Annotated in this window: 22 protein-coding genes; 14 read left to right on the top strand and 8 right to left on the bottom strand. The window is 63.2% G+C overall.

All coding sequences use genetic code 11. The features are described 5' to 3' along the window. The first annotated feature begins 1,432 nt into the window (after positions 1-1,432). The 6 genes from FHR27_RS09075 to FHR27_RS27435 all read left to right on the top strand — a co-directional run bounded on the left by FHR27_RS09075 (position 1,433) and on the right by FHR27_RS27435 (position 9,881). Entirely contained in the window at positions 1,433-1,591 is a 159-nt protein-coding gene (locus FHR27_RS09075; protein ID WP_004373322.1) for a DUF3309 family protein, read from the top strand. 123 nt (positions 1,592-1,714) lie between these two features. Continuing rightward, the gene (locus tag FHR27_RS09070; protein WP_179538406.1) at positions 1,715-2,728 is read left to right on the top strand and encodes a ligase-associated DNA damage response exonuclease; all 1,014 of its coding nucleotides are present in this window, start codon (positions 1,715-1,717) and stop codon (positions 2,726-2,728) included. Then, positions 2,725-4,464 carry an ATP-dependent DNA ligase gene (locus tag FHR27_RS09065; RefSeq protein WP_179538405.1) on the top strand — a complete coding sequence of 580 codons (1,740 nt, stop codon included), beginning with the start codon at positions 2,725-2,727 and terminating at the stop codon, positions 4,462-4,464. Before FHR27_RS09070 ends, FHR27_RS09065 begins: the two co-directional genes overlap by 4 nt. Continuing rightward, positions 4,461-7,040: a ligase-associated DNA damage response DEXH box helicase gene (locus FHR27_RS09060; RefSeq protein ID WP_179538404.1), complete on the top strand. Its 2,580-nt coding sequence runs from the start codon at positions 4,461-4,463 to the stop codon at positions 7,038-7,040. The genes FHR27_RS09065 and FHR27_RS09060 overlap by 4 nt, the downstream gene beginning before the upstream one ends. Next, positions 7,037-7,705 (top strand): ligase-associated DNA damage response endonuclease PdeM, encoded by a 669-nt coding sequence (gene pdeM, locus FHR27_RS09055; RefSeq protein WP_179538403.1) that lies wholly within the window; start codon positions 7,037-7,039, stop codon positions 7,703-7,705. The genes FHR27_RS09060 and pdeM overlap by 4 nt, the downstream gene beginning before the upstream one ends. A 253-nt stretch (positions 7,706-7,958) precedes the next feature. Continuing rightward, a complete protein-coding gene (locus FHR27_RS27435; RefSeq protein WP_042554104.1) occupies positions 7,959-9,881 on the top strand; it encodes a methyl-accepting chemotaxis protein in 1,923 nt (640 codons plus the stop codon). Positions 9,882-9,969: 88 nt separating this feature from the next. On the opposite strand, the gene FHR27_RS09045 is transcribed toward FHR27_RS27435, so the two are convergent. Both FHR27_RS09045 and FHR27_RS09040 read right to left on the bottom strand, forming a co-directional pair. Next, positions 9,970-10,752, bottom strand: a complete 783-nt coding sequence (locus tag FHR27_RS09045; RefSeq protein WP_179538402.1) for a hypothetical protein — start codon at positions 10,750-10,752, stop codon at positions 9,970-9,972. Between the two features lie 42 nt (positions 10,753-10,794). Continuing rightward, positions 10,795-11,775 carry an alpha/beta hydrolase family protein gene (locus FHR27_RS09040; RefSeq protein ID WP_179538401.1) on the bottom strand — a complete coding sequence of 327 codons (981 nt, stop codon included), beginning with the start codon at positions 11,773-11,775 and terminating at the stop codon, positions 10,795-10,797. 164 nt (positions 11,776-11,939) lie between these two features. Between FHR27_RS09040 and aroC the strand changes: the two genes are divergently transcribed. Genes aroC through FHR27_RS09020 form a run of 4 tightly spaced genes read left to right on the top strand, consistent with a single transcriptional unit; the run spans position 11,940 to position 15,423 of the window. Beyond that, positions 11,940-13,031: a chorismate synthase gene (gene aroC, locus FHR27_RS09035; RefSeq protein ID WP_179538400.1), complete on the top strand. Its 1,092-nt coding sequence runs from the start codon at positions 11,940-11,942 to the stop codon at positions 13,029-13,031. A gap of 34 nt (positions 13,032-13,065) precedes the next feature. Next, positions 13,066-13,668, top strand: a complete 603-nt coding sequence (locus FHR27_RS09030) for a hypothetical protein (protein ID WP_052493800.1) — start codon at positions 13,066-13,068, stop codon at positions 13,666-13,668. Next, positions 13,665-14,819, top strand: coding sequence for an MFS transporter (locus tag FHR27_RS09025; protein WP_042554107.1), 1,155 nt, complete (start codon positions 13,665-13,667; stop codon positions 14,817-14,819). Before FHR27_RS09030 ends, FHR27_RS09025 begins: the two co-directional genes overlap by 4 nt. Positions 14,820-14,877: 58 nt before the next feature. Further along, the gene (locus FHR27_RS09020) at positions 14,878-15,423 is read left to right on the top strand and encodes an acireductone dioxygenase (RefSeq protein WP_179538399.1); all 546 of its coding nucleotides are present in this window, start codon (positions 14,878-14,880) and stop codon (positions 15,421-15,423) included. Positions 15,424-15,429: 6 nt separating this feature from the next. Here the strand turns inward: FHR27_RS09020 and FHR27_RS09015 are convergent, their stop codons facing one another. Both FHR27_RS09015 and FHR27_RS09010 read right to left on the bottom strand, forming a co-directional pair. After that, positions 15,430-15,927 carry a methylated-DNA--[protein]-cysteine S-methyltransferase gene (locus tag FHR27_RS09015; RefSeq protein WP_042554109.1) on the bottom strand — a complete coding sequence of 166 codons (498 nt, stop codon included), beginning with the start codon at positions 15,925-15,927 and terminating at the stop codon, positions 15,430-15,432. Positions 15,928-15,929: 2 nt separating this feature from the next. Continuing rightward, positions 15,930-16,808 carry a DNA-3-methyladenine glycosylase family protein gene (locus FHR27_RS09010; protein WP_179538398.1) on the bottom strand — a complete coding sequence of 293 codons (879 nt, stop codon included), beginning with the start codon at positions 16,806-16,808 and terminating at the stop codon, positions 15,930-15,932. Positions 16,809-17,023: 215 nt separating this feature from the next. Here FHR27_RS09010 and FHR27_RS09005 point away from each other — a divergent pair, with 215 nt between their 5' ends. The 3 genes from FHR27_RS09005 (at position 17,024) to FHR27_RS09000 (ending at position 20,469) form a co-directional block, all read left to right on the top strand. Beyond that, positions 17,024-19,105, top strand: a complete 2,082-nt coding sequence (locus FHR27_RS09005; RefSeq protein ID WP_179538397.1) for an LTA synthase family protein — start codon at positions 17,024-17,026, stop codon at positions 19,103-19,105. 228 nt (positions 19,106-19,333) lie between these two features. Further along, the gene (locus FHR27_RS26890) at positions 19,334-19,636 is read left to right on the top strand and encodes a transposase (protein WP_257026799.1); all 303 of its coding nucleotides are present in this window, start codon (positions 19,334-19,336) and stop codon (positions 19,634-19,636) included. Continuing rightward, on the top strand, positions 19,636-20,469 hold the full coding sequence (locus FHR27_RS09000) for an IS3 family transposase (RefSeq protein ID WP_319802000.1): 834 nt from the start codon (positions 19,636-19,638) through the stop codon (positions 20,467-20,469). Before FHR27_RS26890 ends, FHR27_RS09000 begins: the two co-directional genes overlap by 1 nt. Positions 20,470-20,955: 486 nt before the next feature. Here FHR27_RS09000 and FHR27_RS08995 read toward each other — a convergent pair whose 3' ends face one another. Further along, entirely contained in the window at positions 20,956-21,510 is a 555-nt protein-coding gene (locus FHR27_RS08995; RefSeq protein WP_052493801.1) for a hypothetical protein, read from the bottom strand. Between the two features lie 184 nt (positions 21,511-21,694). Then, entirely contained in the window at positions 21,695-21,973 is a 279-nt protein-coding gene (locus FHR27_RS08990) for a hypothetical protein (RefSeq protein ID WP_082045790.1), read from the bottom strand. A gap of 245 nt (positions 21,974-22,218) precedes the next feature. Here FHR27_RS08990 and FHR27_RS08985 point away from each other — a divergent pair, with 245 nt between their 5' ends. After that, positions 22,219-22,566, top strand: coding sequence for a ribonuclease E inhibitor RraB (locus FHR27_RS08985; RefSeq protein ID WP_042554113.1), 348 nt, complete (start codon positions 22,219-22,221; stop codon positions 22,564-22,566). 55 nt (positions 22,567-22,621) lie between these two features. Here FHR27_RS08985 and FHR27_RS08980 read toward each other — a convergent pair whose 3' ends face one another. Together FHR27_RS08980 and FHR27_RS08975 are read right to left on the bottom strand one after the other, a co-directional pair. Then, a complete protein-coding gene (locus FHR27_RS08980) occupies positions 22,622-22,939 on the bottom strand; it encodes a protealysin inhibitor emfourin (protein WP_042554114.1) in 318 nt (105 codons plus the stop codon). Continuing rightward, on the bottom strand, positions 22,936-23,979 hold the full coding sequence (locus tag FHR27_RS08975) for a M4 family metallopeptidase (protein ID WP_042554115.1): 1,044 nt from the start codon (positions 23,977-23,979) through the stop codon (positions 22,936-22,938). Before FHR27_RS08975 ends, FHR27_RS08980 begins: the two co-directional genes overlap by 4 nt. Positions 23,980-24,077: the final 98 nt, after the last annotated feature.

Raw genomic sequence — 24,077 nt, 5'->3', positions numbered from 1 at the left:
TGTTCGACGCCGCGACGGTGTTGCCTGAGGCCCAACGAATATCTGCAGATCCTGGCCTGTAGGAGCCCGCTTGCGGGCGATACGATTGTGGCCTTGCCGCTGAATCTGCGTTTACCCGACGATTCGCCCGCAAGCGGGCTCCTACGGTATTGGCGGTGTCTGCAAGATGGATGTTCGAGGCCGCGACGGTATTGCCTCAGGTCCTGCAAATATCTGCAAATCCAGGCCTGTAGGAGCCCGCTTGCGGTGGCCTTGCCGCTGAATCTGCGTTTACCTGACGATTCGCCCGCAAGCGGGCTCCTACGGTATTGGCGGTGTTTGCAAAATGGATGTTCGACGCCGCGACGGTATTGCCTGAGGCCCAACGAATATCTGCAGATCCAGGCCTGTAGGAGCCCGCTTGCGGGCGATACGATTGTGGCCTTGCCGCTGAATCTGCGTTTACCTGACGATTCGCCCGCAAGCAGGCTCCTACGGTATTGGCGGTGTTTGCAAAATGGATGTTCGACGCCGCGACGGTATTGCCTGAGGCCCAACGAATATCTGCAGATCCAGGCCTGTAGGAGCCCGCTTGCGGGCGATACGATTGTGGCCTTGCCGCTGAATCTGCGTTTACCCGACGATTCGCCCGCAAGCAGGCTCCTACGGTATTGGCGGTGTCTTCAAGATGTGTGTTCGAGGCCGCGATTACGGTGTTGCCGAGGTCCTGCAAATATCTGCAGATCCAGGCCTGTAGGAGCCCGCTTGCGGGCGATACGATTGTGGCCTTGCTGCTGAATCCGCGTTGACCCGGTGATTCGCCCGCAAGCGGGCTCCTACGGTATTGGCGGTGTCTGCAAGATGGATGTTCGAGGCCGCGATGATGGGGTTGCCGAGGTCCTGCAAATATCTGCAGATCCAGGCCTGTAGGAGCCCGCTTGCGGGCGATACGATTGTGGCCTTGCCGCTGAATCTGCGTTTACCCGGCGGTTCGCCCGCAAGCGGGCTCCTACGGTATTGGCGGTGTCTGCAAGATGGATGTTCGACGCCGCGACGGTATTGCCTCAGGTCCTGCAAATATCTGCAGATCCAGGCCTGTAGGAGCCCGCTTGCGGGCGATACGATTGTGGCCTTGCCGCTGAATCTGCGTTGAACCGGTGATTCGCCCGCAAGCGGGCTCCTACGGCATTGGCCACTCGGTGCGACCTGAGTTCGCGGTTTGCGTAGAGCGTCAGCTCACGGCCTGTCTCGGCACTGCCGATTTAAAGTTTGCACTTTCCGTTTCCTTGCCAAGTCGTAAAAGGTGTAGGGCATGGCGCTGCGACGAGCGCTCTGCCAGACGCTGGCTTCGCCGCAGCGCCATGCCCTGCATCCGAACGGATGCCTGCACAGGCTTCTGATGCCAGGCGACCCACTTCGAGTGGCTCGCCGACAGATACGCAAGGAGATAGCCATGGGCTTGGGAACCATACTGCTGATCATTCTGATCCTGATGCTGATTGGTGCCATCCCGGCATGGCCGCACAGCCGCAGCTGGGGCTACGGTCCCACGGGTGGGCTTGGGCTGGTGCTGGTGATCGTGCTGGTGCTGCTGCTACTCGGCTACATATGAGCCAGCGCCTGCGTCACTGACGCAGGCATCGCCGTCGGCGGCGTCAGCCGCTGATGGCTCTGGCCACTCGCAGTTGCCCACTCCGTTTCATTCCCGTCTTTTCATTTTCCGGAGGTCGCCTGCTTGGATCTGGTGATTGCACGGCCCGAAGGCCTGTATTGTCCTCCCGGAGATTTCTACATCGACCCCTGGCGCCCGGTAGAGCGCGCCGTCATCACCCACGGGCACGGCGACCATGCCCGCGGAGGCAGCGCCCATTATCTGGCGGCCGCCCCGGGTGAGGGGATTCTGCGTACCCGTCTGGGTCGCGATATCAATCTGCAGACCCTGGCCTATGGCGAGACTATCGACCACCATGGCGTTACCCTCAGCTTTCATCCTGCCGGCCATGTGCTGGGTTCAGCCCAGGTACGTCTCGAGTACCGTGGTGAAGTCTGGGTAGCCTCTGGCGACTACAAGGTCGAACCGGATGGCACCTGCGACCCCTTCGAGCCGGTGCGCTGTCACACCTTCATCACCGAATCCACCTTCGGCCTGCCGATCTACCGCTGGCAGCCTCAGGCGCAGATATTCGCCGGTATCAATGAGTGGTGGCGGCAGAATCGAGAAGCTGGCCGAGCCAGCGTGCTGTTCTGCTATGCCTTCGGCAAGGCCCAGCGCATCCTGCACGGTATCGACGCGAGCATCGGGCCGATCCTTGGCCATGGTTCCATGGAGCCCTTGCATCAGGTCTATCGCGAGGCCGGCGTCCATCTGCCGCAAACGCGCTACGCCGGTGAGGTCCCCAAGGGTGATCCGCTGCTGCGCCAGGCACTGATCCTGGCGCCACCGTCGGCGGGCGGCAGCACCTGGATACGGCGCTTCGGTGACTACAGCGATGCGTTCGCCAGCGGCTGGATGCTGTTGCGTGGCACCCGTCGGCGGCGCGGTGTCGATCGTGGTTTCGTGCTCTCCGATCATGCCGACTGGCCTGGCCTGCTGTGGGCCATCGAGCAGACCGGTGCCGAGCGGGTCATGGTCACCCATGGTTCGGTGAACATCCTGGTTCGGCACTTGCGTGAGCAGGGCCTGGATGCCCAGGCATTCGATACCGAATACGGCGAGGAAGACGACGCGGCTGCGGAGCCCTCCACATGATCGCCTTTGCGCAGCTTTATGCGCGCCTCGACGCCACCACCTCGAGCAACGCCAAACTGGCGGCGCTGCAGGACTACCTGCGCGACGCCGAACCTGCGGACGCCGCCTGGGCTGTGTACTTTCTTGCCGGTGGCAGGCCACGGCAACTGGTGCCATCACGGCAGTTGCGGGAACTGGCCATGCAGCGGGCCGGACTGTCGGCATGGCTATTCGAGGAAAGCTATTCGGCGGTCGGTGATCTGGCGGAAACCATCGCGCTGTTGCTGCCTGAAGCGACCTCGACCTCCCGGGACGGGCTGGCCGTCTGGGTGGAAGAAAAACTGCTGCCGCTGCGCGGACTGCCTGCGGACGAATTGGCGATGCGCCTCGACGCATTGTGGGCGCAGCTCGATGCGCCATCGCTGATGGTCAGTATCAAGCTCATCACCGGCGCCTTTCGTGTCGGTGTCTCCAAGCTTCTGGTCACCCGCGCACTGGCTGCCATTGCCGATGTCGATGCCAAGCGCGTCGCTCAGCGTCTGGTCGGCTATACCGACTTGTCGCACCGGCCCACGGCCGCCTCTTACCAACGGCTGATCGCTGCCGAATCGGATGACGAGCACGCTCAGCGTGGTGGCCAGCCGTATCCGTTCTTTCTCGCCCATCCGTTGCAGCGGCCACTGCAGGAATTCGACGCCAGCCTGGGTTCGCCCGCTGACTGGCTGATCGAGTGGAAGTGGGACGGCATTCGCGCGCAACTGGTCAAGCGTGACGGCCAGTTATGGGTCTGGTCACGGGGGGAAGAGCTGATCAGCGAGCGCTTCCCCGAACTTCAGGAGCTTGCCGCATCACTGCCGGATGGCACTGTCGTCGATGGCGAACTGGTGGTCTGGCGCCACGCCCCTGAGGCCACCGCTCGGCAGGGCGAGTTGATGGCCCAGGCTGCCGGGCAATCCGCCGAGCGGCTCAACGACCAGGTCGAGGAACAGCTCGAACAATACGGCATTCAGCCTTTCGCGCTGTTGCAGCAACGCATCGGCCGCAAGACCCTGAGCCGCAAGCTGCTCGAAGAGGTGCCGGTCGCCGTGCTGGCCTACGACCTGCTGGAGTGGCAAGGCGATGACTGGCGCAGCCGGCCGCAACACGCGCGACGGGCGCAGCTGGAGCAGGTGGTCGCCCGCTGCGCCAGCCCGCGGCTGATGCCCTCGCCACTGCTGCACGGCGAGAGCTGGCAGGCCCTGGCCGAACAGCGCGAGGCGTCGCGGGCGCTGGGCGTGGAAGGCATGATGCTCAAGGCGCGTGAGTCCGCTTACGGCGTAGGGCGCAGCAAGGACGTTGGTGTCTGGTGGAAGTGGAAGATCGATCCCCTGAGCGTCGATGCAGTGCTGATCTACGCCCAGCGGGGTCATGGTCGGCGAGCCAGCCTGTACAGCGACTACACCTTCGCCGTGTGGGACGGCGCGCCGGGTGATCCCGAACGCCGGCTGGTGCCGTTCGCCAAGGCCTACTCCGGGTTGACCGACGAGGAAATGCGCAAGGTCGACGCCATCGTGCGCAAGACCACCGTGGAGAAGTTCGGCCCGGTGCGCAGTGTCACGCCAAGCCTGGTGTTCGAACTGGGTTTCGAAGGCATCGCTCGCTCCCCCCGTCACAAGAGCGGCATCGCCGTGCGTTTTCCGCGCATGTTGCGCTGGCGCCATGACAAGACCGTGGAGGAGGCCGATACCCTGGCGCTGCTGCAGGAATTGCTGCCATGAGTCTGGCCGGCACCTGGCTGCGTCGCAATGGCTGGAAAGCGTTCTATTTTCAGAAAGAGGTGTGGCAGGCGGTTGCCGAAGGGCATAGCGGCCTGCTGCATGCATCGACCGGTGCCGGCAAGACCTACGCCGTCTGGCTGGCCGCGCTCAATCGCTTCGCGGGCAAGAGCGTGCCGAAGAAAGCGCTGAGCGGCAAACGCGCGCCACCGGCTGCGCCACTCACGGTGTTATGGATCACGCCCATGCGTGCCTTGGCCGCTGATACGCAGCGTGCCCTGCAGGCGCCGCTCGATGGCCTGGAAATACCCTGGACGCTGGGCATGCGCACCGGCGATACCGGCAGCGCCGAACGGCAGCGTCAGGCACGCCGCCTGCCGACCGCGCTGGTGACCACGCCCGAGAGCCTGACGCTGTTGCTCACCGGTGCTGACGCGAAGGCGCAGTTCGCCCATGTCGGCATGCTGGTGGTGGATGAGTGGCATGAGTTGCTCGGCAACAAGCGCGGTGTGCAGTTGCAATTGGCGCTGGCGCGGCTGCGCCAGTGGAACCCGCAACTTGTCGTCTGGGGGTTGTCGGCCACCCTCGGCAACCAGCCCCATGCCATGGAGGTGCTGCTGCCTGACGGTGGTGGTCGGCTGGTTCGCGGTGAGCAGGGCGCCAGACCGCAGATCGATACGCTGCTGCCAGCGGCGATGGAACGTTTTCCCTGGGCCGGCCATCTGGGGTTGCGGCTGTTGCCGCAGGTGGTCGAGGAGTTGGAAGGCAGCAGCGTGACCCTGGTGTTCACCAATACCCGCTCGCAGTCCGAACTCTGGTATCAGGCATTGCTCGACGCGCGCCCGGATTGGGCCGGATTGATCGCCCTGCACCACGGCTCGCTGGCCCGCGAAGTCCGTGACTGGGTCGAGGCAGGGCTCAAGCAGGGCAAGCTGAAAGCCGTGGTTTGTACCTCCAGCCTGGATCTGGGGGTCGACTTCCTGCCTGTGGAGCGGGTTCTGCAGATCGGCTCGGCCAAGGGTGTCGCCCGCCTGCTGCAACGCGCCGGGCGTTCCGGTCATGCGCCGGGGCGTACCTCGCGCATCACCCTGGTGCCCACTCACGGCCTCGAACTGATCGAGGCCATCGCCGTGCAGGACGCTGTTGCGGCCGGGCGCATCGAGGCCCGCGAATCGCCTCATCAGCCGCTGGATGTACTGGTTCAGCATCTGGTCAGTATGGCTCTGGGCGGCGGCTTCAGGCCTGAAGAGCTGCTGCCGGAGATACGCAGCACCTGGGCGTACCGCGATCTGGGCGATGCCCAGTGGCGCTGGGCCCTGGCGTTCGTGCGACAGGGCGGGGAGTCGCTCAGCGCCTATCCCGATTATCAGCGCGTGGAGCCGGACGAAGAGGGCATCTGGCGCGTGCCCAGCCAGCGTCTCGCGCGCCGCCACCGGATGAGCGTGGGCACCATCGTCAGCGACGCCAGCGTCAGCGTGAAATGGTGGAGCAAAGGCGGCGGCGGTGGCTCGCTCGGCAGCGTCGAGGAAGGCTTCATTGCCCGCCTGCACCCGGGCGATGTGTTTCTGTTCGGTGGGCGACCGCTCGAACTGGTCCGGGTGGAGAACATGACGGCCTACGTGCGGCGCAGCAATTCCAGCAAGGCCAGCGTGCCGCGCTGGAATGGCGGGCGCATGCCGCTCTCCAGTGCGTTGGCCGAAGCCGTGGTGGCGCGTTTTGGCGAGGCAGCGCAGGGTCACTTCGATGGCCCGGAAATGCGCATGCTGCGACCGCTGCTGGAGGTGCAGGCGCACTGGTCCGCGTTACCGGCACCAGGAACGTTGCTGGCTGAAACCCTGCACTCGCGTGAAGGCTGGCACCTGTTCCTGTATCCCTTCGCCGGGCGCAACGTGCACCTGGGGCTGGCCAGTCTGCTGGCTTGGCGCCTGGGGCAGCGGCAGCCCTTGAGTTTCTCGATTGCCGTCAACGACTATGGCCTGGAGCTATTGTGTGCCAGCGAAGTGGACTGGGCGGGGCTGCTCGGCGGTGACCTGTTCGACGATCACGACCTGCTGCACGACGTGCTCGCCAGCCTCAACGCCAGCGAGCTTGCCCAACGGCGTTTTCGCGAGATCGCCCGTATCGCCGGCCTGGTGTTCGGTGGCTACCCTGGCGCAGGCAAGAGCCTGCGCCAGGTGCAGGCCTCCAGCGGGCTGTTCTTCGACGTGTTTCGCCAGTACGACCCGGATAATCTGCTGCTGACCCAGGCTCATGACGAAGTGCTCAGCCAGGAGCTGGATGTCAGGCAGTTGCAGCACACCCTGGCTGATATGCGCGCGGCGCGTCTGCATCTGCATGAGCTGCGGCGTGCCACGCCGCTGGCCTTTCCGCTGATGGTCGAGCGCTTTCGCGAGCGCCTCAGTTCGGAGAAGCTCGCCGACCGCATCGCCCGCATGCTCGGCGAACTCGAGCGTGCTGCGGGGCCGGGCGGGCAGGTGGCCGGCAAGCCGCTGATCGAGGTCGAACCCGCCTTGCGCCGTGGCGAACGCAAGCGCAAGGACGGCCGCCCACGCCGCAAGGCCAAGGGTAGCGGGGCATGAGTGGGGCGCCGCACCTGGCCGTGCAGGTCGCCGGTGAAACCCTCTGGTTGCTGGCCGACAGGGCCATTTACTGGCCTTCCGAGCAGACCCTGCTGATCGCCGACGCGCATCTTGGCAAAGCCGCCACCTACCGCACCCTGGGGCAGCCGGTTCCCCACGGCACCACGGCTCGCAACCTGCAGCGGCTCGATGAGCTACTGGCGAGCTACCCGGTTCGCCGTCTGGTGTTTCTGGGGGACCTGCTGCATGCGCGCCCGGCGCGAATCGGCACTACCCTGGCGGCCCTGCAGGCGTGGCGCAAGCGGCATACCGAGCTGCAGATCGTTCTGATACGCGGCAACCATGACCGCAGCGCCGGTGATCCACCGGCCGAGCTGGCCATCGAGGTGGTCAGCGAACCCTGGCGCATGGGGCCGTTCGCGCTGTGCCACGAACCTCTGGATTGCCCTGGTCTGCATGTGCTGGCCGGGCACCTGCACCCGGTATTCGTGCTGCGCGGCCGGGGGCGTGACCGCGTGCGCATGCCGTGCTTCTGCATCGAGCACAGCACCACCCTGTTACCAGCTTTCGGTGAGTTCACCGGCGGGATGGCTGTCGATGCAGCGCCAGGGCGGGCTATTTACGGTGCGCTCGATGGCGCGTTATGGAGCCTGAATCAGGAGTGATCTGCGGCCTGATGTCACGGATAAAAAACTGACTAACCAGCAAATAACCGACCTATCTATCTGATAAGCATCACTTTATAGGCCAATAACCTAGCGTGAGGCTGGGTTTCTATCCTGTTGAAGTGGCTATCTGCATTCTGCCGCTCTAGTTATTTATTTCGCCGCCGATAGAATGCGTGCCGCTTTAAATTTCAGACTGGTCCAAGAATAAAACTCCAGCTGCTTAACCCCTTAAAAAAGGTCGGAGAACACTATGAACAGCTGGTTCGCGAACATCAGCGTTACCTTGAAACTTGCCTTGGGCTTTGGCCTCGTGCTTGCCCTTACCTGCGTACTTGCTCTTGCTGGATGGACCAGTCTCGGCAGCTTGATCCAGCGCAGCAACTGGACTTCGGATATTGCCCGTCTCAACGACACGCTGACCGAGCTGCGTGTAACCCGCCTGCAATACATGCTGGCCAACGGGGACGAAACGGTCGCCGAAACCGTGCAGAAATCCCTCGATGGCTTCAAGGCCCAGCATGGCCAGGTACTCTCGAGCTTCAAGAGCCCGGACAACGTCCGCCTGCTGCAAGCGCAGGGTGCCCAGATCGACGCCTACCAACTGTCGCTGAACAAGATGCGCAGTGGCTACCGGGCGAGCAATGACGCGCGCCAGGAAATGACCCGCAACGCGGTGACGGCCGGCCAGGCGATCGACGAAATCAACACCGCAGTCTTGAACCTGCCACCCTACGATGAAAGCCGCAACGCACAATTCCAGGCGATCACCAAGGCCAAGGAAGACTGGCAACTGGTGCGTTATCAGGTACGTGGTTACACCGGCACGCCCAACGCCGACGCAGAGCGCGCGGCCATCACCCAGATCGAGACCACCATCAAGGATCTCGATCAGTTTCGTCAGGCGTTCTCTGCCGAGCACCCTCAGCGTGTCAGCCTGGTCGACACCGCGCTGGGCAATTACCGTACGGCGGTCATGGCGTTCAAGGCCGCGACCGAGACCATCGCCGTGGCACGTAAGGAACTGACCGAGGAAGGCTACGAAATCGTCAGGATCAGCAAGGAGCTTACCGCGATCCAGCTGGAACGCCGCGACAGCGAGACTGCGTCTGCGCGCACTCTGCAATTGAGCACGACCGTGCTGGCGTTGTTGGTCGGTATTCTCGCCGCCTGGCTGATCACCCGGCAGATCACCCGTCCGCTGCAGGAAACCCTGGTTGCGGTCGAGCGTATCGCCGGTGGCGACCTGAGTCAGACCCTGCACGTGACCCGCCGTGACGAAATCGGCGTGTTGCAGCAGGGCATCCAGCGCATGGGCACCACCTTGCGTGACCTGATTGGTGGCATTCGTGACGGCGTCACCCAGATCGCCAGCGCTGCCGAGGAGTTGTCGGCAGTCACCGAGCAGACCAGCGCCGGGGTCAATAGCCAGAAGGTCGAGACCGACCAGGTCGCTACCGCGATGCACGAGATGTCCGCCACCGTTCAGGAAGTCGCGCGCAATGCCGCCGACGCATCCCGTGCCGCTTCGGATGCCGACCGTGAAGCCACCCAGGGCGACCGCGTGGTGGCCGAAGCCATCGCCCAGATCGAGCGCCTGGCTGCCGAAGTGACCCGTTCCACCGAGGCGATGAGCCATCTGCAGAAGGAAAGCAACAAGATCGGCAGTGTGATGGACGTGATCAAGGCAGTGGCCGAGCAGACCAACCTGCTGGCGCTCAACGCCGCCATCGAAGCCGCTCGTGCTGGCGAAGCCGGCCGCGGTTTCGCGGTGGTCGCCGATGAGGTGCGTGGCCTGGCACAACGTACCCAGAAGTCCACCGAAGAGATCGAGGGCCTGGTTGCCGGGCTGCAGCAGGGCACCCAGCAGGTGGCCAGCATCATGCAGAGCAGCCGCGACCTGACCGACAGCACCGTGGAGCTGACGCGCAAGGCCGGTGGTTCGCTGGAAAGCATCACCCGCACGGTGTCCAATATCCAGTCGATGAACCAGCAGATCGCCGCCGCTGCCGAGCAGCAGAGTGCGGTGGCCGAGGAAATCAGCCGCAGTGTGATCAACGTGCGCGATATCTCCGAGCAGACCGCCGCCGCCAGTGAGGAAACCGCTGCGTCCAGTGTCGAGCTGGCTCGCCTGGGTAGTCAGCTGCAGCAGATGGTCAGCCACTTCCGGGTCTGATCATTACGTTCAGCTGAAATAAGAAAGGCCGTTACCCTTCGGGGTAACGGCCTTTTTTGTGGCCTTCCATTACTGGCAGGCGGCGCTTTCAGTGAGTCGCGATCCAGATGAGCAGGCCTGCCTGGAACAGGGCGAAGGCTACCAGGCAGGCGATGGTGAAACGCAGGCCGCCGTCCTCGCGTTTGAGTTGCTCCAGGCGCTCATGCTGCTTGCGCAGCTGCACATCCTGCTCGTGCAGATTCTGATCCGCCTGCTGCAGCATCTGCGCGGCGTCCAGCTGTTCGATGAACCTGACCTTTTCACCATTCCAGTCGCTGTGCAGGGCGCTGAGGCGCGATGCGCTGTAATTCGCCTTGAGCTGACCGTCCTGGTAGTCGACGGCGAAACCCTGGGCCTTCAGGCAATGGTCACGGCGCGCACGGGCCTCTTCGCTCATCGCGTCGCGGCTCGGCAGCGGGCCGCTCTCGAGGGTGTAATGAGCACAGTGCTGTTTGGCCCAGGCGGCTGCCTGGGCCAGCAGAAAGCGGCCAAGGCCGCGATTCTGCGGCTCCAGGCTCAGGCCGCTGTCGGGGCCGAAACGGGCTTCCTTGGCGCGGTGGTCGAGCCACAGCTCCAGTACGTTCTGTTCCTTGCGCACCTTCTGCCCCGGCAATTGCAGGGTAAGGCGCAGCAGGCTCTGTTCCTTGCTGTGCCGCTCGACGCGGCCAAGCTGGACGAAACGCAGCGGCCGCGCTCCGGTGTGGCGGTCGATGGGCAGAGGCGCCAGGCGCAGCAGGCGAAAGTGCTCGGGACCGAGCTTGGCCCACGGATGCGACGACTCGACCTGTTCGTCTTCAGGTGCGGCGACGGCTGGCGTTTCGCTGTCGGTCATGGGGGCATTCCTCGAAAAGCCGCCGCGAAGTTGAGCGTCGGCTTAATGAGTATCGGCAGCGACGCTGGTTTCTGCAGGCGGCAATGCCTGAATGAAATGGACGATACGGGTGGTCAGGGCGCGGGCCAGTGGCAGGTCGGGGTTGTCGTAGGACGCCAGTTGCGCGTCGAAATCCATCGGCACGATGCGCAGCACATGATTCATGCCGGTAATGATCTGCAATTGCGCGTCCGGGTTGGCGGCATGCAGCGCTTCGGCATCCTGCACGCGGACCTGAATGTCGTGATCCCCCTGGATGATCAGTGCCGGAACGCGCACCTTGGCAAAGGCGGCAGCCGGATCCTGCCGGAACAGCGAAATCAGGTAGGGCTGTACGCTGGTGCGGTACAGCACGGTCAGTTCGTCCGACACCTCGGGAACCTGGCGACCCTCGCGCAGGGCGACCAGCAAGGCATCGCTCTCGGCGCGCAGGCGCGGCGGCAGGCGGTCGCGCAGTTGCTCCTGAAGCAGCTGATCGATGGGGCGCGCGCTGCCAGCGATGGACACCAGGGCATCGGCAGCGGATTCGGGGGCTGCCAGGCTGGCGATCAGCGCGCCTTCGCTGTGACCGACCAGAATCACCTGGCTGAAGCGCTTGTCTTCATGCAGTTTGTGGCTCCAGGCAACCACGTCGGCAACGTAGCGCTCCACGCTCAGGTCGCGTTCGTGCGGAGTCGCGGCAAAGCTGGCGGCGATGCCGCGCTTGTCGTAACGCACGCTGGCGATGCCTTGTTGAGCCAGCGCCTGGGCCAGTTTGCGATGCGCATCGTTATGCCCGCCGCCAGGGTTGTTGCCATTACGGTCGGTCGGTCCCGAGCCGGCCACCAGTAGCACCACCGGTACGGCCTCGGTGCGTTGTGGCAGCACCAGCGAGCCATGCAGCACGCCCTGGCCGGTATCCAGGCTGACCTGTTCACGCAGGATGGGGGCAGCCTGAACCAGGCCGGTGAAGAGGGAGAGGGTCAAAAGCAGGGCTCGCAGCATGATGGGAACGTGTCTGTGTTGGGATCTGTTGGACGCTGGCAAATGGCCAAAGGTTCGCTCGCGGGTGATCTCCGCAGTTGCGACGGAGTATACTCAGCGGCTTTCCTCTTGGGCCTGCCTTTTCGCCGCAGGCTGCTGATCGAACTGATGTGGAGCCTCGCGCAATGTCCGGCAATACCTTCGGCAAGCTGTTCACCGTCACCACGGCAGGCGAGAGCCACGGCCCTGCGCTGGTCGCCATCGTCGACGGCTGCCCGCCTGGGCTGGACATTTCCCTGGATGACCTGCAGCGCGACCTCGACCGCCGCAAGCCGGGCACCAGCCGCCACACGACCCAGCGCCAGGAAGCCGACGAGGTGGAAATCCTCTCCGGTGTATTCGAAGGCAAGACCACGGGATGCTCCATCGGCCTGCTGATCCGCAACACCGACCAGAAGTCCAAGGACTACTCGGCCATCAAGGATCTGTTTCGCCCGGCCCATGCCGACTACACCTACCACCACAAGTACGGCGTTCGCGACTACCGCGGTGGCGGCCGCAGCTCGGCCCGGGAAACCGCGATGCGCGTGGCTGCCGGTGCCATCGCCAAGAAGTACCTGGCGAGCCAGGGCATCGTCATTCGTGGCTACATGAGCCAGCTGGGGCCCATCGAAATTCCGTTCAAGAGCTGGGACTCGGTCGAGGAAAACGCCTTCTTCAGCCCCGACCCGGACAAGGTGCCGGAGCTCGAGGCCTACATGGATCAGCTGCGCCGCGACCAGGATTCGGTCGGCGCGAAGATCACCGTAGTCGCGGAGGGCGTGATGCCAGGTCTGGGCGAGCCGATCTTCGACCGTCTGGACGCCGAACTGGCCCATGCGCTGATGAGCATCAACGCGGTCAAGGGCGTAGAGATCGGCGCCGGGTTCGCCTCGGTGGCGCAGCGCGGTACCGAGCACCGCGACGAGCTGACCCCCGAGGGCTTCCTGTCCAACAACGCCGGCGGCATCCTCGGTGGCATTTCCAGCGGCCAGCCGATCGTCGCTCACCTGGCCCTCAAGCCGACGTCCAGCATCACCACACCGGGGCGCTCCATCGACATCGACGGCAACCCGGCGGACGTGATCACCAAGGGCCGTCACGATCCGTGCGTCGGCATCCGCGCCACGCCGATCGCCGAAGCGATGATGGCCATCGTGCTGATGGATCACCTGCTGCGCCATCGCGGCCAAAACGCCGATGTGCGGGTGAATACGCCGGTGCTGCCGCAGCTGTGAGCGAGCGTCCTGGCATCCTGCCGGCGAGGGCGGCATGAACGAATTTCCCGAGGTGCTACGCAGCGTTACCGGCAAGCGCATCTCGGCGGTTCGTGATGCGCTGTTCGCGCTGGAGCCAGCCCATATCGGCGAGCAGGGCGCTGGGTACCTCGTTGCGCTTTACACCAGCAGCAAACAGCTCGATGTGCGCAAGCAGATACTCAGGCTGTTATATGACTTCGATTTTCCGGCGCTCGATGACTTTTTCGCCCTGGCCTATCGAAAGGAGCGCTACCTGGACATGAAGGTCTATGCCCTTCGTGGCCTGGCGCGCCGCTCCGAAGAGGGCCAGTTGCAGCGATTGCTCGAAGGCTTTCGCCAGACCTTGACTAAAAGACAGCAGTCCACGCCCTACAACTATCAGGAGTACGAACTACTCAGGGGACGCAACGCGTTGCCGTATCTGGTCGAGCGTTATGGCTACGCCTGCTTGCGCGATACCCTCGAGCAGGTCAACCGGCAGTACGAAGCGATGCCGGAGGCCTTCAAGGGGCATTTCACCGTGGATGACAACGGTACGGTGGTCACGCTGCGGGAACCGGGTGCAGGCAATGCACTGATTCGGCAATTCTTCGATAGCAAGGGTGTTCGGGATTGACTCCGGCAGTCCCATACTGGCGCCTGTCCGGCTTCTACCTGTTCTACTTCGCGCTGCTGGGCGCCACGGCGCCGTTCCTTGGGCTGTATTTCGCCCATCTGGGCTTCTCGCCAGCGCGTATCGGCGAGTTGGTGGCCATCCCCATGCTGATGCGTTGTATCGCGCCGAACCTGTGGGGCTGGCTGGGCGATTACAGTGGCAGGCGCTTGTTGATCGTGCGTCTTGGTGCGCTGTGTACGCTGCTCAGCCTGAGCCTGATCTTCGTCAGCCAGAGTTACGCCTGGCTGGCCATGGTGATGGCCTTGCATGCGTTCTTCTGGCATGCGGTGCTGCCGCAGTTCGAGGTCATCACCCTGGCCCATCTGCGCGAGCAGTCGGCCCGTTATGCGCAGATCCGTCTGTGGGGCTCGATCGGTTTCATCCTCAGCGTGGTGGGGTTGGGCAAGGCCTTCGACTGGTTCAGCCTGGACGTCTATCCCTGGGCGCTGCTGCTGATCATCACCGGCATCGCCCTGAGCAGCTTCTGGGTGCCAGACGCCCAGCCACTGGTGTCATCGCAATCGACGAGCCGCGGCGGCTTCCTGCAGCAACTCAGGCAGCCCGGTGTGCTGGCCTTCTATCTGTGCGTGGCGCTGATGCAGCTGTCCCACGGGCCGTACTACACCTTCCTCAGCATCCACCTGGAGCAGCTCGGCTACAGCCGCGGGCTGATCGGAATGCTCTGGGCGCTGGGGGTGGTCGCCGAGGTGCTGGTGTTCATGGCCATGGCGCGACTGCTCCGGCATTTCAGCCTGCGTCAGGTGCTGGTCGCCAGCTTCGCCATCGCCGCGCTGCGCTGGGTATTGATGGGCTTTTTCGCCGATCACCTGCTGGTGCTGCTGTTCGCGCAGGTGCTGCACGCCGCCACCTTCGGCAGCTTCCACGCGGCGTCCATCGCTTTCGTGCAGCGCAGTTTCGGCGCGCGCCAGCAAGGCCAGGGCCAGGCGCTGTACGCCTCGCTGGCTGGCATTGGCGGCGCCTTGGGCGCCCTGTATGCCGGTTACAGCTGGAATGGCCTGGGCCCGCAGTGGACATTCGCCCTGGCGGGGCTGGCCGCACTGGCCGCAGCCGTTATCATGGTCAGACGCACGACCGATCCGGCGCGTCCCTGATCGCTGGTCAAATCAAGCTGCCCGCAGGGTGGCGAGCACTTACTGAAGGATTTTCTCCATGAGCCGCCTGAGCGTCCACCATCAGTCCAGCCCCCATATTCCCAACAAGATACTGGGCCATGCTGAGGATATCGCCAGCACGCTGGCAGCGGCCGGTATCGATTACAGCGTTGTCGATGTTGACGCCAAACTGCAGGCCGGGGCCGCGCCGGACGCTATCCTCGCCGCGCTTGCCGGATCGCTGGAGCAACTCAAACGTGATCACGATCTCGGCCACGTGGAGGTCATCAGTGTCGACCAGCGCCGCTGGCCGAAGGAGGGCGAAAAGCCCGCCGAGCCGCCGCAGGAAATCATCTCCGGCGGCGCGCAGCTTTACCTGTTCCTGGCCGGGCAGGGGCTGCTGAATCTGCATGTCGACGACTATGTGTATGCGCTGTTGGGTGAGCGCAATACGCTGGTCTCGGTACCTGCCGGTACGCCTCACTGGTTCGATCTGGGCGAGTTTCCCCATTGCGCGTTGCTGCGCCTTTCGTCCGGCAGCGATGTTGCGGGCAGGCCCAGCGGTGATCCGATCGCTGCCTCTTTTCCGCGCCTGGAAGACTGAGCAGGCCTAGTCGAACAGCGAGGCCTGTGGCCGTGGCACCGCGCCTTCCAGTTCCAGCAGCAATTGCTTGCGTGGCAGGCCGCCAGCAAAGCCGGTCAGGCTGCCATCGCGGCCTATGACGCGATGGCAGGGGATGATGATGCAGATCGGGTTGGCGCCATTGGCGGCCCCGACGGCACGTACAGCCTTGGGTCTGTCGATGCGTTGGGCCAGTGCGCTGTAGCTGTCGATGCGACCGAAGGGGATGTCCTGCAAGGCGCGCCACACCGACTGCTGAAACGCTGTGCCCTGGGGGTTGAGCCGTAGGCCGAAGCGCTGGCGACGGCCGCTGAAGTATTCGTCGAGTTGGCGGCTGACGTCATCCAGTTGCGAGCCTGCCGCGCGCCAGTCATCGCCGATGCGCCAGGGCGTGCGCTCCACGTCCATGAGCAATTGCTGCAGGCCGGCGTCGTCACCAACCATGAACAGGCGCCCAATGGGGCTGTCCTGATAGCGGTAGAACATCTTCAGCCTCCTGAATAGTCTTGCCAGAGGTGGGCTGCCGCATAGGCCCTCCAGGGGCGCCAGGCCTCTGCATGGGCCTGCAGCTGTCGAGCGCTGATGCCTCCCGCTCCCCAGATTGGCGCCTTCAGCAGGCCCAGGTCACTGGCGGGAAAGGCGTCCGCGTCGCCGAATGCGCGCAGGGCGATGTATTCGGCGGTCCAGGGGCCGATGCCGGGCAGGGCGCACAGCCGCGCGATCAGCTCGCTCGCGCCCTGGCTGATATCCAGATGCAACGCGCCGCTGGCGACCTGGGCGGCGAAATGCTGCAGGGTCTGTACGCGTTTGCCGGGCATGCCGATGGCGTCGAGGTTTGCTGCAGCGATGGCCGCGGGTGTCGGGAACAGGCGGTCGATGCCGGTGGGGGCGTCTGCCAGCGACTCGCCAAGTCGGCTGACCAGGCGCCCGGTGATGGTCACAGCCGCCTTGACCGTGACCTGCTGGCCGACGATGGCCCGCACGGCCTGTTCGAAGGTATCGAACGCAGTGGGCAGGCGCAGGCCCGGGTTGCGAGCGAGCATCGGTGCGAGGTGCCGGTCGGCCGCGAAGTGGGCGGCGATGATGGCCGGGTCGGCATCCAGATCGAACATGCGGCGTACCCGTTGGGCCAGCTGCGGCAGGCAGGCTTCGGCCGAGGTGCTGTAAGCCAGCTCGAGCGCGTTCTGGTCGGGCAGGGCGCTGACGCGGAACCAGCCGGTAACGTCGGCCAGGCGAAAACTGCGGCAGTAGTCGCGATCGCCCAGAAGCTCTTGTCCGGGGATCGCCCGTAGCTTGAAGTGCTCATGGAACTGCTGCCAGTTCCATGGCGTGAGGTACGGAAGGCTGATGGTTCGGCTCTGTGTCATGGCGCTGAAGATAACCCCGGGGGCGATATCTTGTCAGTGTGCAAATGACTTTCAAACAGCGCGCCCGGTGTGGCCAGACTTCAGTGGAGCCACTGCGCGACGCTGAGAATCCTTATCGACAAAATTTTCACATCCACACGAACACACTCGCGCGGCACCAGTTGCCGTTATTCGCGGCGAGCTGGGCGGAATAAGTCTTTTGTGGATGATCGAACATGACCCCTACAGCAGTTCAGGGCACCCCTCCCAGCGCCTCGCATTCCTTTCAGCCGTTACGCAGCCAGTTGCTCTTCACCCTGTTCAGCGCCCTGGCGCTGCTGGTGATGTACACCGGATTGCGCGCCGCGTTGCTGGTCTACAACCGTGAGTTGATCGGCGATACGCCGCCTGCGGTGTTCGCCGAGGCGTTTTACAACGGTTTGCGGTTCGACCTGCGCGTGGTGGTCTATGCCTGCGCGCCGCTGCTGATCGCCTTGCTGAGCACCCGCGCCATGCTTGCGCGTGTGTGGCAGCGCGTCTGGCTGACGATCTTCTCCAGCCTCACGCTGTTTCTCGGCCTGGCCGAACTGGACTTCTACAAGGAGTTTCACCAGCGCCTGAACAGCCTGGTGTTCCAGTACCTGCAGGAAGATCAGGCTACCGTGATGAGCATGCTGTGGAACGGTTTCCCGGTTGCCCGCTACCTGATCGCCTGGTTCGTCATCACCGGCCTGCTGTGGTGGATGTTCACGCTGTTCGACCGCGCCAGCCGCACCAGGACGCGCAGTGGCGCTGCCGGTGTACGGCCCAAGGTTGCCTGGTACTGGCGCGCTTCGGTGTTCTTCCTGTGCCTGCTGATCGCGGTGATCGCCGCCCGTGGCCACCTGCGCCAGGGCCCGCCGCTGCGTTGGGGCGATGCCTATACCACCGAATCGATGTTCGCCAACCAGTTGGGGTTGAACGGCACCCTGACTCTGTTCACCGCTGCTCAGGCTACCTTCGGCCCGCACCGCGACAACACCTGGCAGCCGACCATGGAAGACGACCAGGCCCGGCAGATCACCCGCGACATGTTGCTGACCCCGGACGACAAGCTGGTCGACGCCGATAGCGCCGCCATGCGCCGCGTCTACACGCCGCCAGCCGATGGCACGCTGCCGATCCGCAACGTGGTGGTCATCCTGATGGAGAGTTTCGCCGGCCATTCCGTCGGTGCGCTCGGCGCGCCAGGCAACATCACCCCTTATTTCGACAAGCTGAGCAAGGAGGGGCTGCTGTTCGACCGCTTCTTCTCCAATGGCACCCATACCCATCAGGGCATGTTCGCCACCATGGCCTGCTTCCCCAATCTGCCGGGCTTCGAGTACCTGATGCGTACGCCGGAAGGCGCCCACAAGTTCTCCGGTTTGCCGCAACTGCTGGGTGGCCGCGGTTTCGACAACCTGTATGTCTATAACGGCAATTTTCAGTGGGACAACCAGTCCGGCTTCTTCAGCAACCAGGGCATGACCGACTTCATCGGCCGCGAGGATTTCGTCGACCCGGTGTTCATGGATCCGACCTGGGGCGTATCCGATCAGGACATGTTCGACCGCGGCGCCCAGGAGCTGAAGAGCAACTACGGCTACAAGCCGTTCTATGCATTGCTGCAGACCCTGTCCAACCACACGCCTTACGCCTTGCCCAAGGATCTGCCGGTGGAGCCGGTGCTGATCGATGGCAAGGAGAACATGCACCGTACGGCGATGCGCTATTCGGATTGGGCCCTTGGGCAATTCTTCGAGAAGGCGCGCAAGGAGCCGTACTTCAAGGAAACCCTGTTCGTGGTCGTGGGTGACCATGGCTTCGGTGGCTTCGATCAGGTTACCGAGATGGACCTGCAGCGTTTCAACGTGCCCTTGCTGCTGATCGCGCCGGGCATTCAGGAGAAGTTCGGCAAGGTCAGCCATACCGTGGGCACCCAGGTCGACATCGTGCCGACCATCATGGGGCGCCTGGGTGGCGAAGTGCGTCACCAGTGCTGGGGGCGTGACCTGCTCAATCTGCCGGAAGGCGATGGAGGCATCGGCGTGATCAAGCCATCGGGCGGCGACCAGACGGTGGCCATCGTCACCTCCGACAAAGTGCTGGTCCAGCCCAAGGGCTTCGAGCCGCGCCTGTATCGCTACAGCCTGGGCGCCAAACCGACAGCCGAGCGCATCGAAGGGCCGGTCGACGAGCTGCTGCAGAAGCGCCTCGAGGGTTTCCTGCAGACCGCCACCAAGAGCCTTTTGGATAATACCGCTGGCGTAGTGGATGGCATGCCCGACAAGCCGTAGCCTGAGGTGCTGCACGGTGGGCGTTTGAGGCGAGTCGCGCTGGCGCAGGTGCTGGGGCGGCCATGCTCATCGGTTCTGCTGAGCCCCCACCATCGCATCGCCCGCAAGCGGGCTCCTACGGGGCGGGCGATTCACGCAAGCGTGTAGGAGCCAGCTTGAACTGGCTTAATAAATCTGGACACCTCAATCGGGCGCTATGATGGCGTCCACAACAGGGGGTGTTTTGTTATGCGTAACTCCTACTCGAACGATTTCAAGATCAAGGCGGCCAGCATGGTGCTGGACGAAGGGCAATCAGTGCCCCAGGTCTGCGCCAATCTGGATATCGGGCCCACCGCACTTCGCCGCTGGGTCAGTCAGTTGCGCCAGGAGCGTGAAGGCATCACGCCGGTTGGAGCCAAGGCGATAACCTCTGATCAGCGAGAAATTCAGCGGTTACATGCCTTGCTCAAGCAAAAAGACCGGGACATCGAAATCCTAAAAAAGGCCAGTGCTCTCCTGCTTGCGGACGCCAAGGAACCTTCGCGTTAATCGAAAAGCTGGGCGAGCAGTACGACATCAATGAATGTTGCCGTGTACTGGCCGTCAGTCGCAGCGGCTTTTACAACTGGCGTCAACGCAAAGGCCGACCTTGCCCTGAGCGCGAGCAGCTCAAGGCCAAGCTGGTCAGGCATCACCGAGCCACGAGAGGATCGGCTGGTGCTCGCACGTTGGCCAAGTTGCTGCAGGCCGACGGCCACCGGGTGGGCCGTTTCAAGGCGAGTGGACTGATGCTTGAAGCCGGTATCGCCAGTCGGCAACGTCGCCGGCACAAGTACAAGTCCTCAGGAGTAGAGGCGTTAACGGCACCGCATGTCCTCAAGCGCCGGTTCGATGTAAAGACTCCTGACACGGTGTGGTGTGGGGATGTCACCTACATCAAGATTGGGAAACGGTGGCTTTACATGGCGGTGGTTCTAGACCTGTTTGCCCGGCGTGTCGTGGGCTGGTCGTTCTCGTTGATTTCGGATGCGGCGTTAGCCTGCGAGGCGTTGCGAATGGCCATTGAACTGCGGGGGCACCCGACAAATGTGCTGTTCCACTCCGATCAAGGCTGCCAGTACACCAGCCATCGATTCAGGGATGAGCTGAGCCGGCATGGTCTTCAGCAGAGCATGAGTCGCAAAGGCGAGTGTTGGGACAATGCTCCAATGGAACGTTTCTTTGGCAGCCTGAAGTCGGAATGGGTGCCCGATGGAGGTTATGAAACAGAGCATGAGGCCCGGGTGGATGTGCAGATTTACATCACGCGCTACAACACCATCAGGCCTCACAGTTATAACGGCTACCGATCACCCGTGGCTGCAGAGAAGCTGGCGGCCTAAACCATAAACGGTGTCCAGAATTACTTGACCAGTTCAGCTTGCTGGCGAATGTCAGCCATGGCGACGATGTCGCTGAGCACTCACCATCGTATCGCCCGCAAGCGGGCTCCTACGGCGTAGTGGATTCGCGTAGTCGTGTAGGCGCCAGGTTGCTGGCGAATGTCAGCCATGGCGACGATGTCGCTGAGCACTCACCATCGCATCGCCCGCAAGCGGGCTCCTACGGGGCTGGGGATTGACGCGGTCATGTAGGAGCCAGCTTGCTGGCGAATGGCGGCCATGCTGACGATGTCGCTGAGCACTCACCATCGCATCGCCCGCAAGTGGGCTCCTACGGCGTGGTGGATTCGCGTAGTCATGTAGGAGCCAGCTTGCTGGCGAATGTCAGCCATGGCGACGATGTCGCTGAGCACCCACCATCGTATCGCCCGCAAGCGGGCTCCTACGCGGAGGAAGGCGAGATCAGTGTCTCGCCCTTGGGGTCGCTCAGCTGCAGCCTTCCACGTAGAAGACGGCCGGTGGCATGCCGATGCGCCAGCGGGTTACCAGACCGTTGGGGTCGGTCTCGAAAACCAGTCGGGCTTCACTGTCGATGAACGGCTTGACGATAAAGTCGCTGGCACCTTTCACGTACTTGTGCGGCTGCTCCTCGAAGTGGCCGGGGAAGGTGGCGCGAATCTGCTGGGCACTGCTGCCAACCTGCAGACCACGAGGCGCCTTGCGCTCGCGGGTATCGATGTCATAGCGCACGAACAGCCCGTTCTCGAGCATGAACGAGGTACCGAAGCCTTTTGCAGGCCGTGGGTCCTGGACCAATTGGCGGCAGGTGTCAGAGGTGCCTCCGCCCTCGCGCAGAGAACCTTTCCAGGCTGCACGTACCGCCGCCTCGTCACTGCCGAAGCGCGCACTGGCGAACCCGGCGAATGGGCTGAGATCCGCTTTTTCCTGCAGCTTGGGCGGGCTGCTCTGGGCGGCGGAGGCGGTCTTGGCGGGGATCTTGTCGGCGTCGCTGCAGGCAGTCAGCGCCAGGATGCTGGTCATCAAAACTGTGGAAATGAAAAGCGTGTGTTTCGCCATGAAATCCAACCTTCGTCTCGAATGGGAGCGACCGCATCGGTGTGCGGCCAGGATCTATCTGGGCATGAGACCGGCTGGAATGGGCGCTTGCGCGCTTTAGCTGGGAAATGGAATGGCCCGCTGCGTATGCGGGCCACTCGATACGGCCTCATGCTGCGTGATGTTTGGCCGCGCTATCGGGAAAAAGATCCCGCTGTTTATCAAGATACTGATCGACCAGCCATTTACCGTGTGCGATGGAGGCGTGCTGGGCCTTGTTCAGGTCGTCGAGGAAGGCTCCATTCAACGGCAGCGCCATGCGCCGGGTGGTGCGTCCGTCCGGCGCGGTGATCCGGCAGCCCCCAGCCCAGGGGGTTGGGATGCCTGGATGCTCCATGACTTCGGCGCTGATGTGATGATCGCGGTGGGTGCACTGTAGCGTACTCATGGGTGATACCTCGTGTCTGGCCCGCGCCGGCAGCACGACGATCCCTGTTCGAAACGCACCTGCAAAACGGGCGTGGGTGTCATTAATGGGTATAGCATGGGGCTGCGACAGAACGACGCGAGCCGCTGAGCGGTCTACTCTCAATGACAGGGCCTATTTCTACGGTCCGCGTCGACCAATCAGACCAGGCACATGGGAGCCGTTGGTTCGGCGATCCAACCTTTCACCTGATGGAGATCAACGTTATGAGCACAGCCTTGCACGATGATGTCAGTGGTGGCGTTCTAGGTCGGATGAAGCAAGGGGGGTTCGATTTTGCCAGTGTCCATCCCATCGAGTTCTACGCAATTTTTCCCGATGAAAACAATGCACTGAAGGCGACACGAAATTTTCGTGGCGAGTCGCTGCACGCTCTGGTGACCGAGCGTGACGAGGGCGGTTGGCACCTGCAGGTGAGCAAGGTGATGCATGTCACCTATGCGGGTATCGATGATTTCGAGCAGGACATGCAAGCGGTGGTGGCACCACTGGGTGGCAAGCTGGATGGCTGGGGCGTGACCCAGGAGCCCAGGCCCGCCAGCCTCAGGAGCTGAAACCAGCCTTATCGATCCATGCGGCAAACCCTGGCAGCGTTCCGCTGCCAGGGGCTCAGGCCCCTTTCTCCCACAGTCTTATCAGCTCCCGAGGAGCCTGCTCTTCGGGAATCTGCAGCACCAGCTCACCTTGCTCTTGCTGGCGTGGCACCTGCAGCTCTATGCGATAGAAGCGCTGGTCGCCCTTGCCGACCTCGGGTCTGGCCACCGACAGACAGTTCTCCAGAACGGAGCACACCTGCCCGCGCTGGGTAGGGTCGCATTGAGCAAAATCGATTTCTCGCGGGCGACTCAATGCGCTGATCGCAGCGAAGCCTCCCTGCCGGGAAATCCGCACGACAGCGTTGGTACCCAGTTCCGGCAGTTCTTTCATGATGCGGCCTCTACGCCAACGTCTTGCCACGCCTTGCTGACGGCAAGTGCTTCCCGAGAACCCTGACCATAACGCTGTTCGGCGTTGTTCACGCACAGGCTGGCAAAGTCGACGAACGAGGCGTCGTTGCTCAAGCGTCCGTCGCAGAGCGTGTCGTACCAGATGAGCCCAGCCTTTTCCCAGGCAAAGCCACCAAGGGCGATGGCTGCCAAGTGGAAGGCACGGTTGGGTATCCCGGAATTGATATGGACGCCGCCATTGTCTTCCCGCGTGTCGACGAAGTCGCGCATGTGCCCAGGCTGCGGATCCTTGCCGAGCAGCGGATCGTCATAGGCGCTACCCGGAGCCGACATGGAGCGCAGGCCGTTGCCGTTGACCGCGTCGGTCAGCAGGCCGGCACCGATGATCCAGTCCGACTGTTCAGCGGTCTGCTGCAGGGTGTACTGCTTGGTGAGAATGCCGAATACGTCGGATAGCGATTCGTTCAGCGCGCCGGACTGGTTGACGTAGGCGAGGGCGGCTTCGGTATCGATGACGCCGTGGGTCAGCTCGTGTGCGACCACGTCCAGGGCGATGGTGAAGCGGTTGAAAATCTCGCCGTCGCCATCACCGAAGACCATTTGTTCGCCGTTCCAGAAGGCGTTTTCGTAAGCCTGTCCATAATGCACGGTACCCACCAGCGCAAACCCCTGGCCGTCGATGGAGTGGCGACCCAGAACCTCCCAGAAGAAGGCATAGGTCGCGCCCAGTGCCTCGTACGCTTCGTCTACCGCCACGTCGCCGGTTGCGGCCTGCCCTTCGCTACGACTCAGCTCACCGGGCAGGCGCATGTCCTGCCCGGCATCGTGGATGCTGCGCTGCGGCTGTCCCGCCTGTACGGCACTGCGGCCAGCCTGCTGCGTAGCAAGCCGAGGCGCGCCATTATTGTGCCGCAATGAATTGACATGATTGAGCGTGCTGCGTGCGCAATCGCGTTGACGCTCGGTTCCGTGACCGATGATACGGTCGAGGATGTAGGGAGGTACGAGGCAGCTGTTCATCGGGCGTTCCTTGTTCAGGGACGTTAGTTGTCAGCCGCGTAAAAACACGGCACCTGAAGCTGGGATCGCGTTGCGTCGCGGATGTTTCTATCGCAATG

Source organism: Pseudomonas flavescens, assembly GCF_013408425.1.
In the GTDB taxonomy this organism is placed as follows: domain Bacteria; phylum Pseudomonadota; class Gammaproteobacteria; order Pseudomonadales; family Pseudomonadaceae; genus Aquipseudomonas; species Aquipseudomonas fulva_A.
Note: the sequence above shows the minus strand (reverse complement) of the source record. Positions and strands in the feature narration are given on the sequence as shown.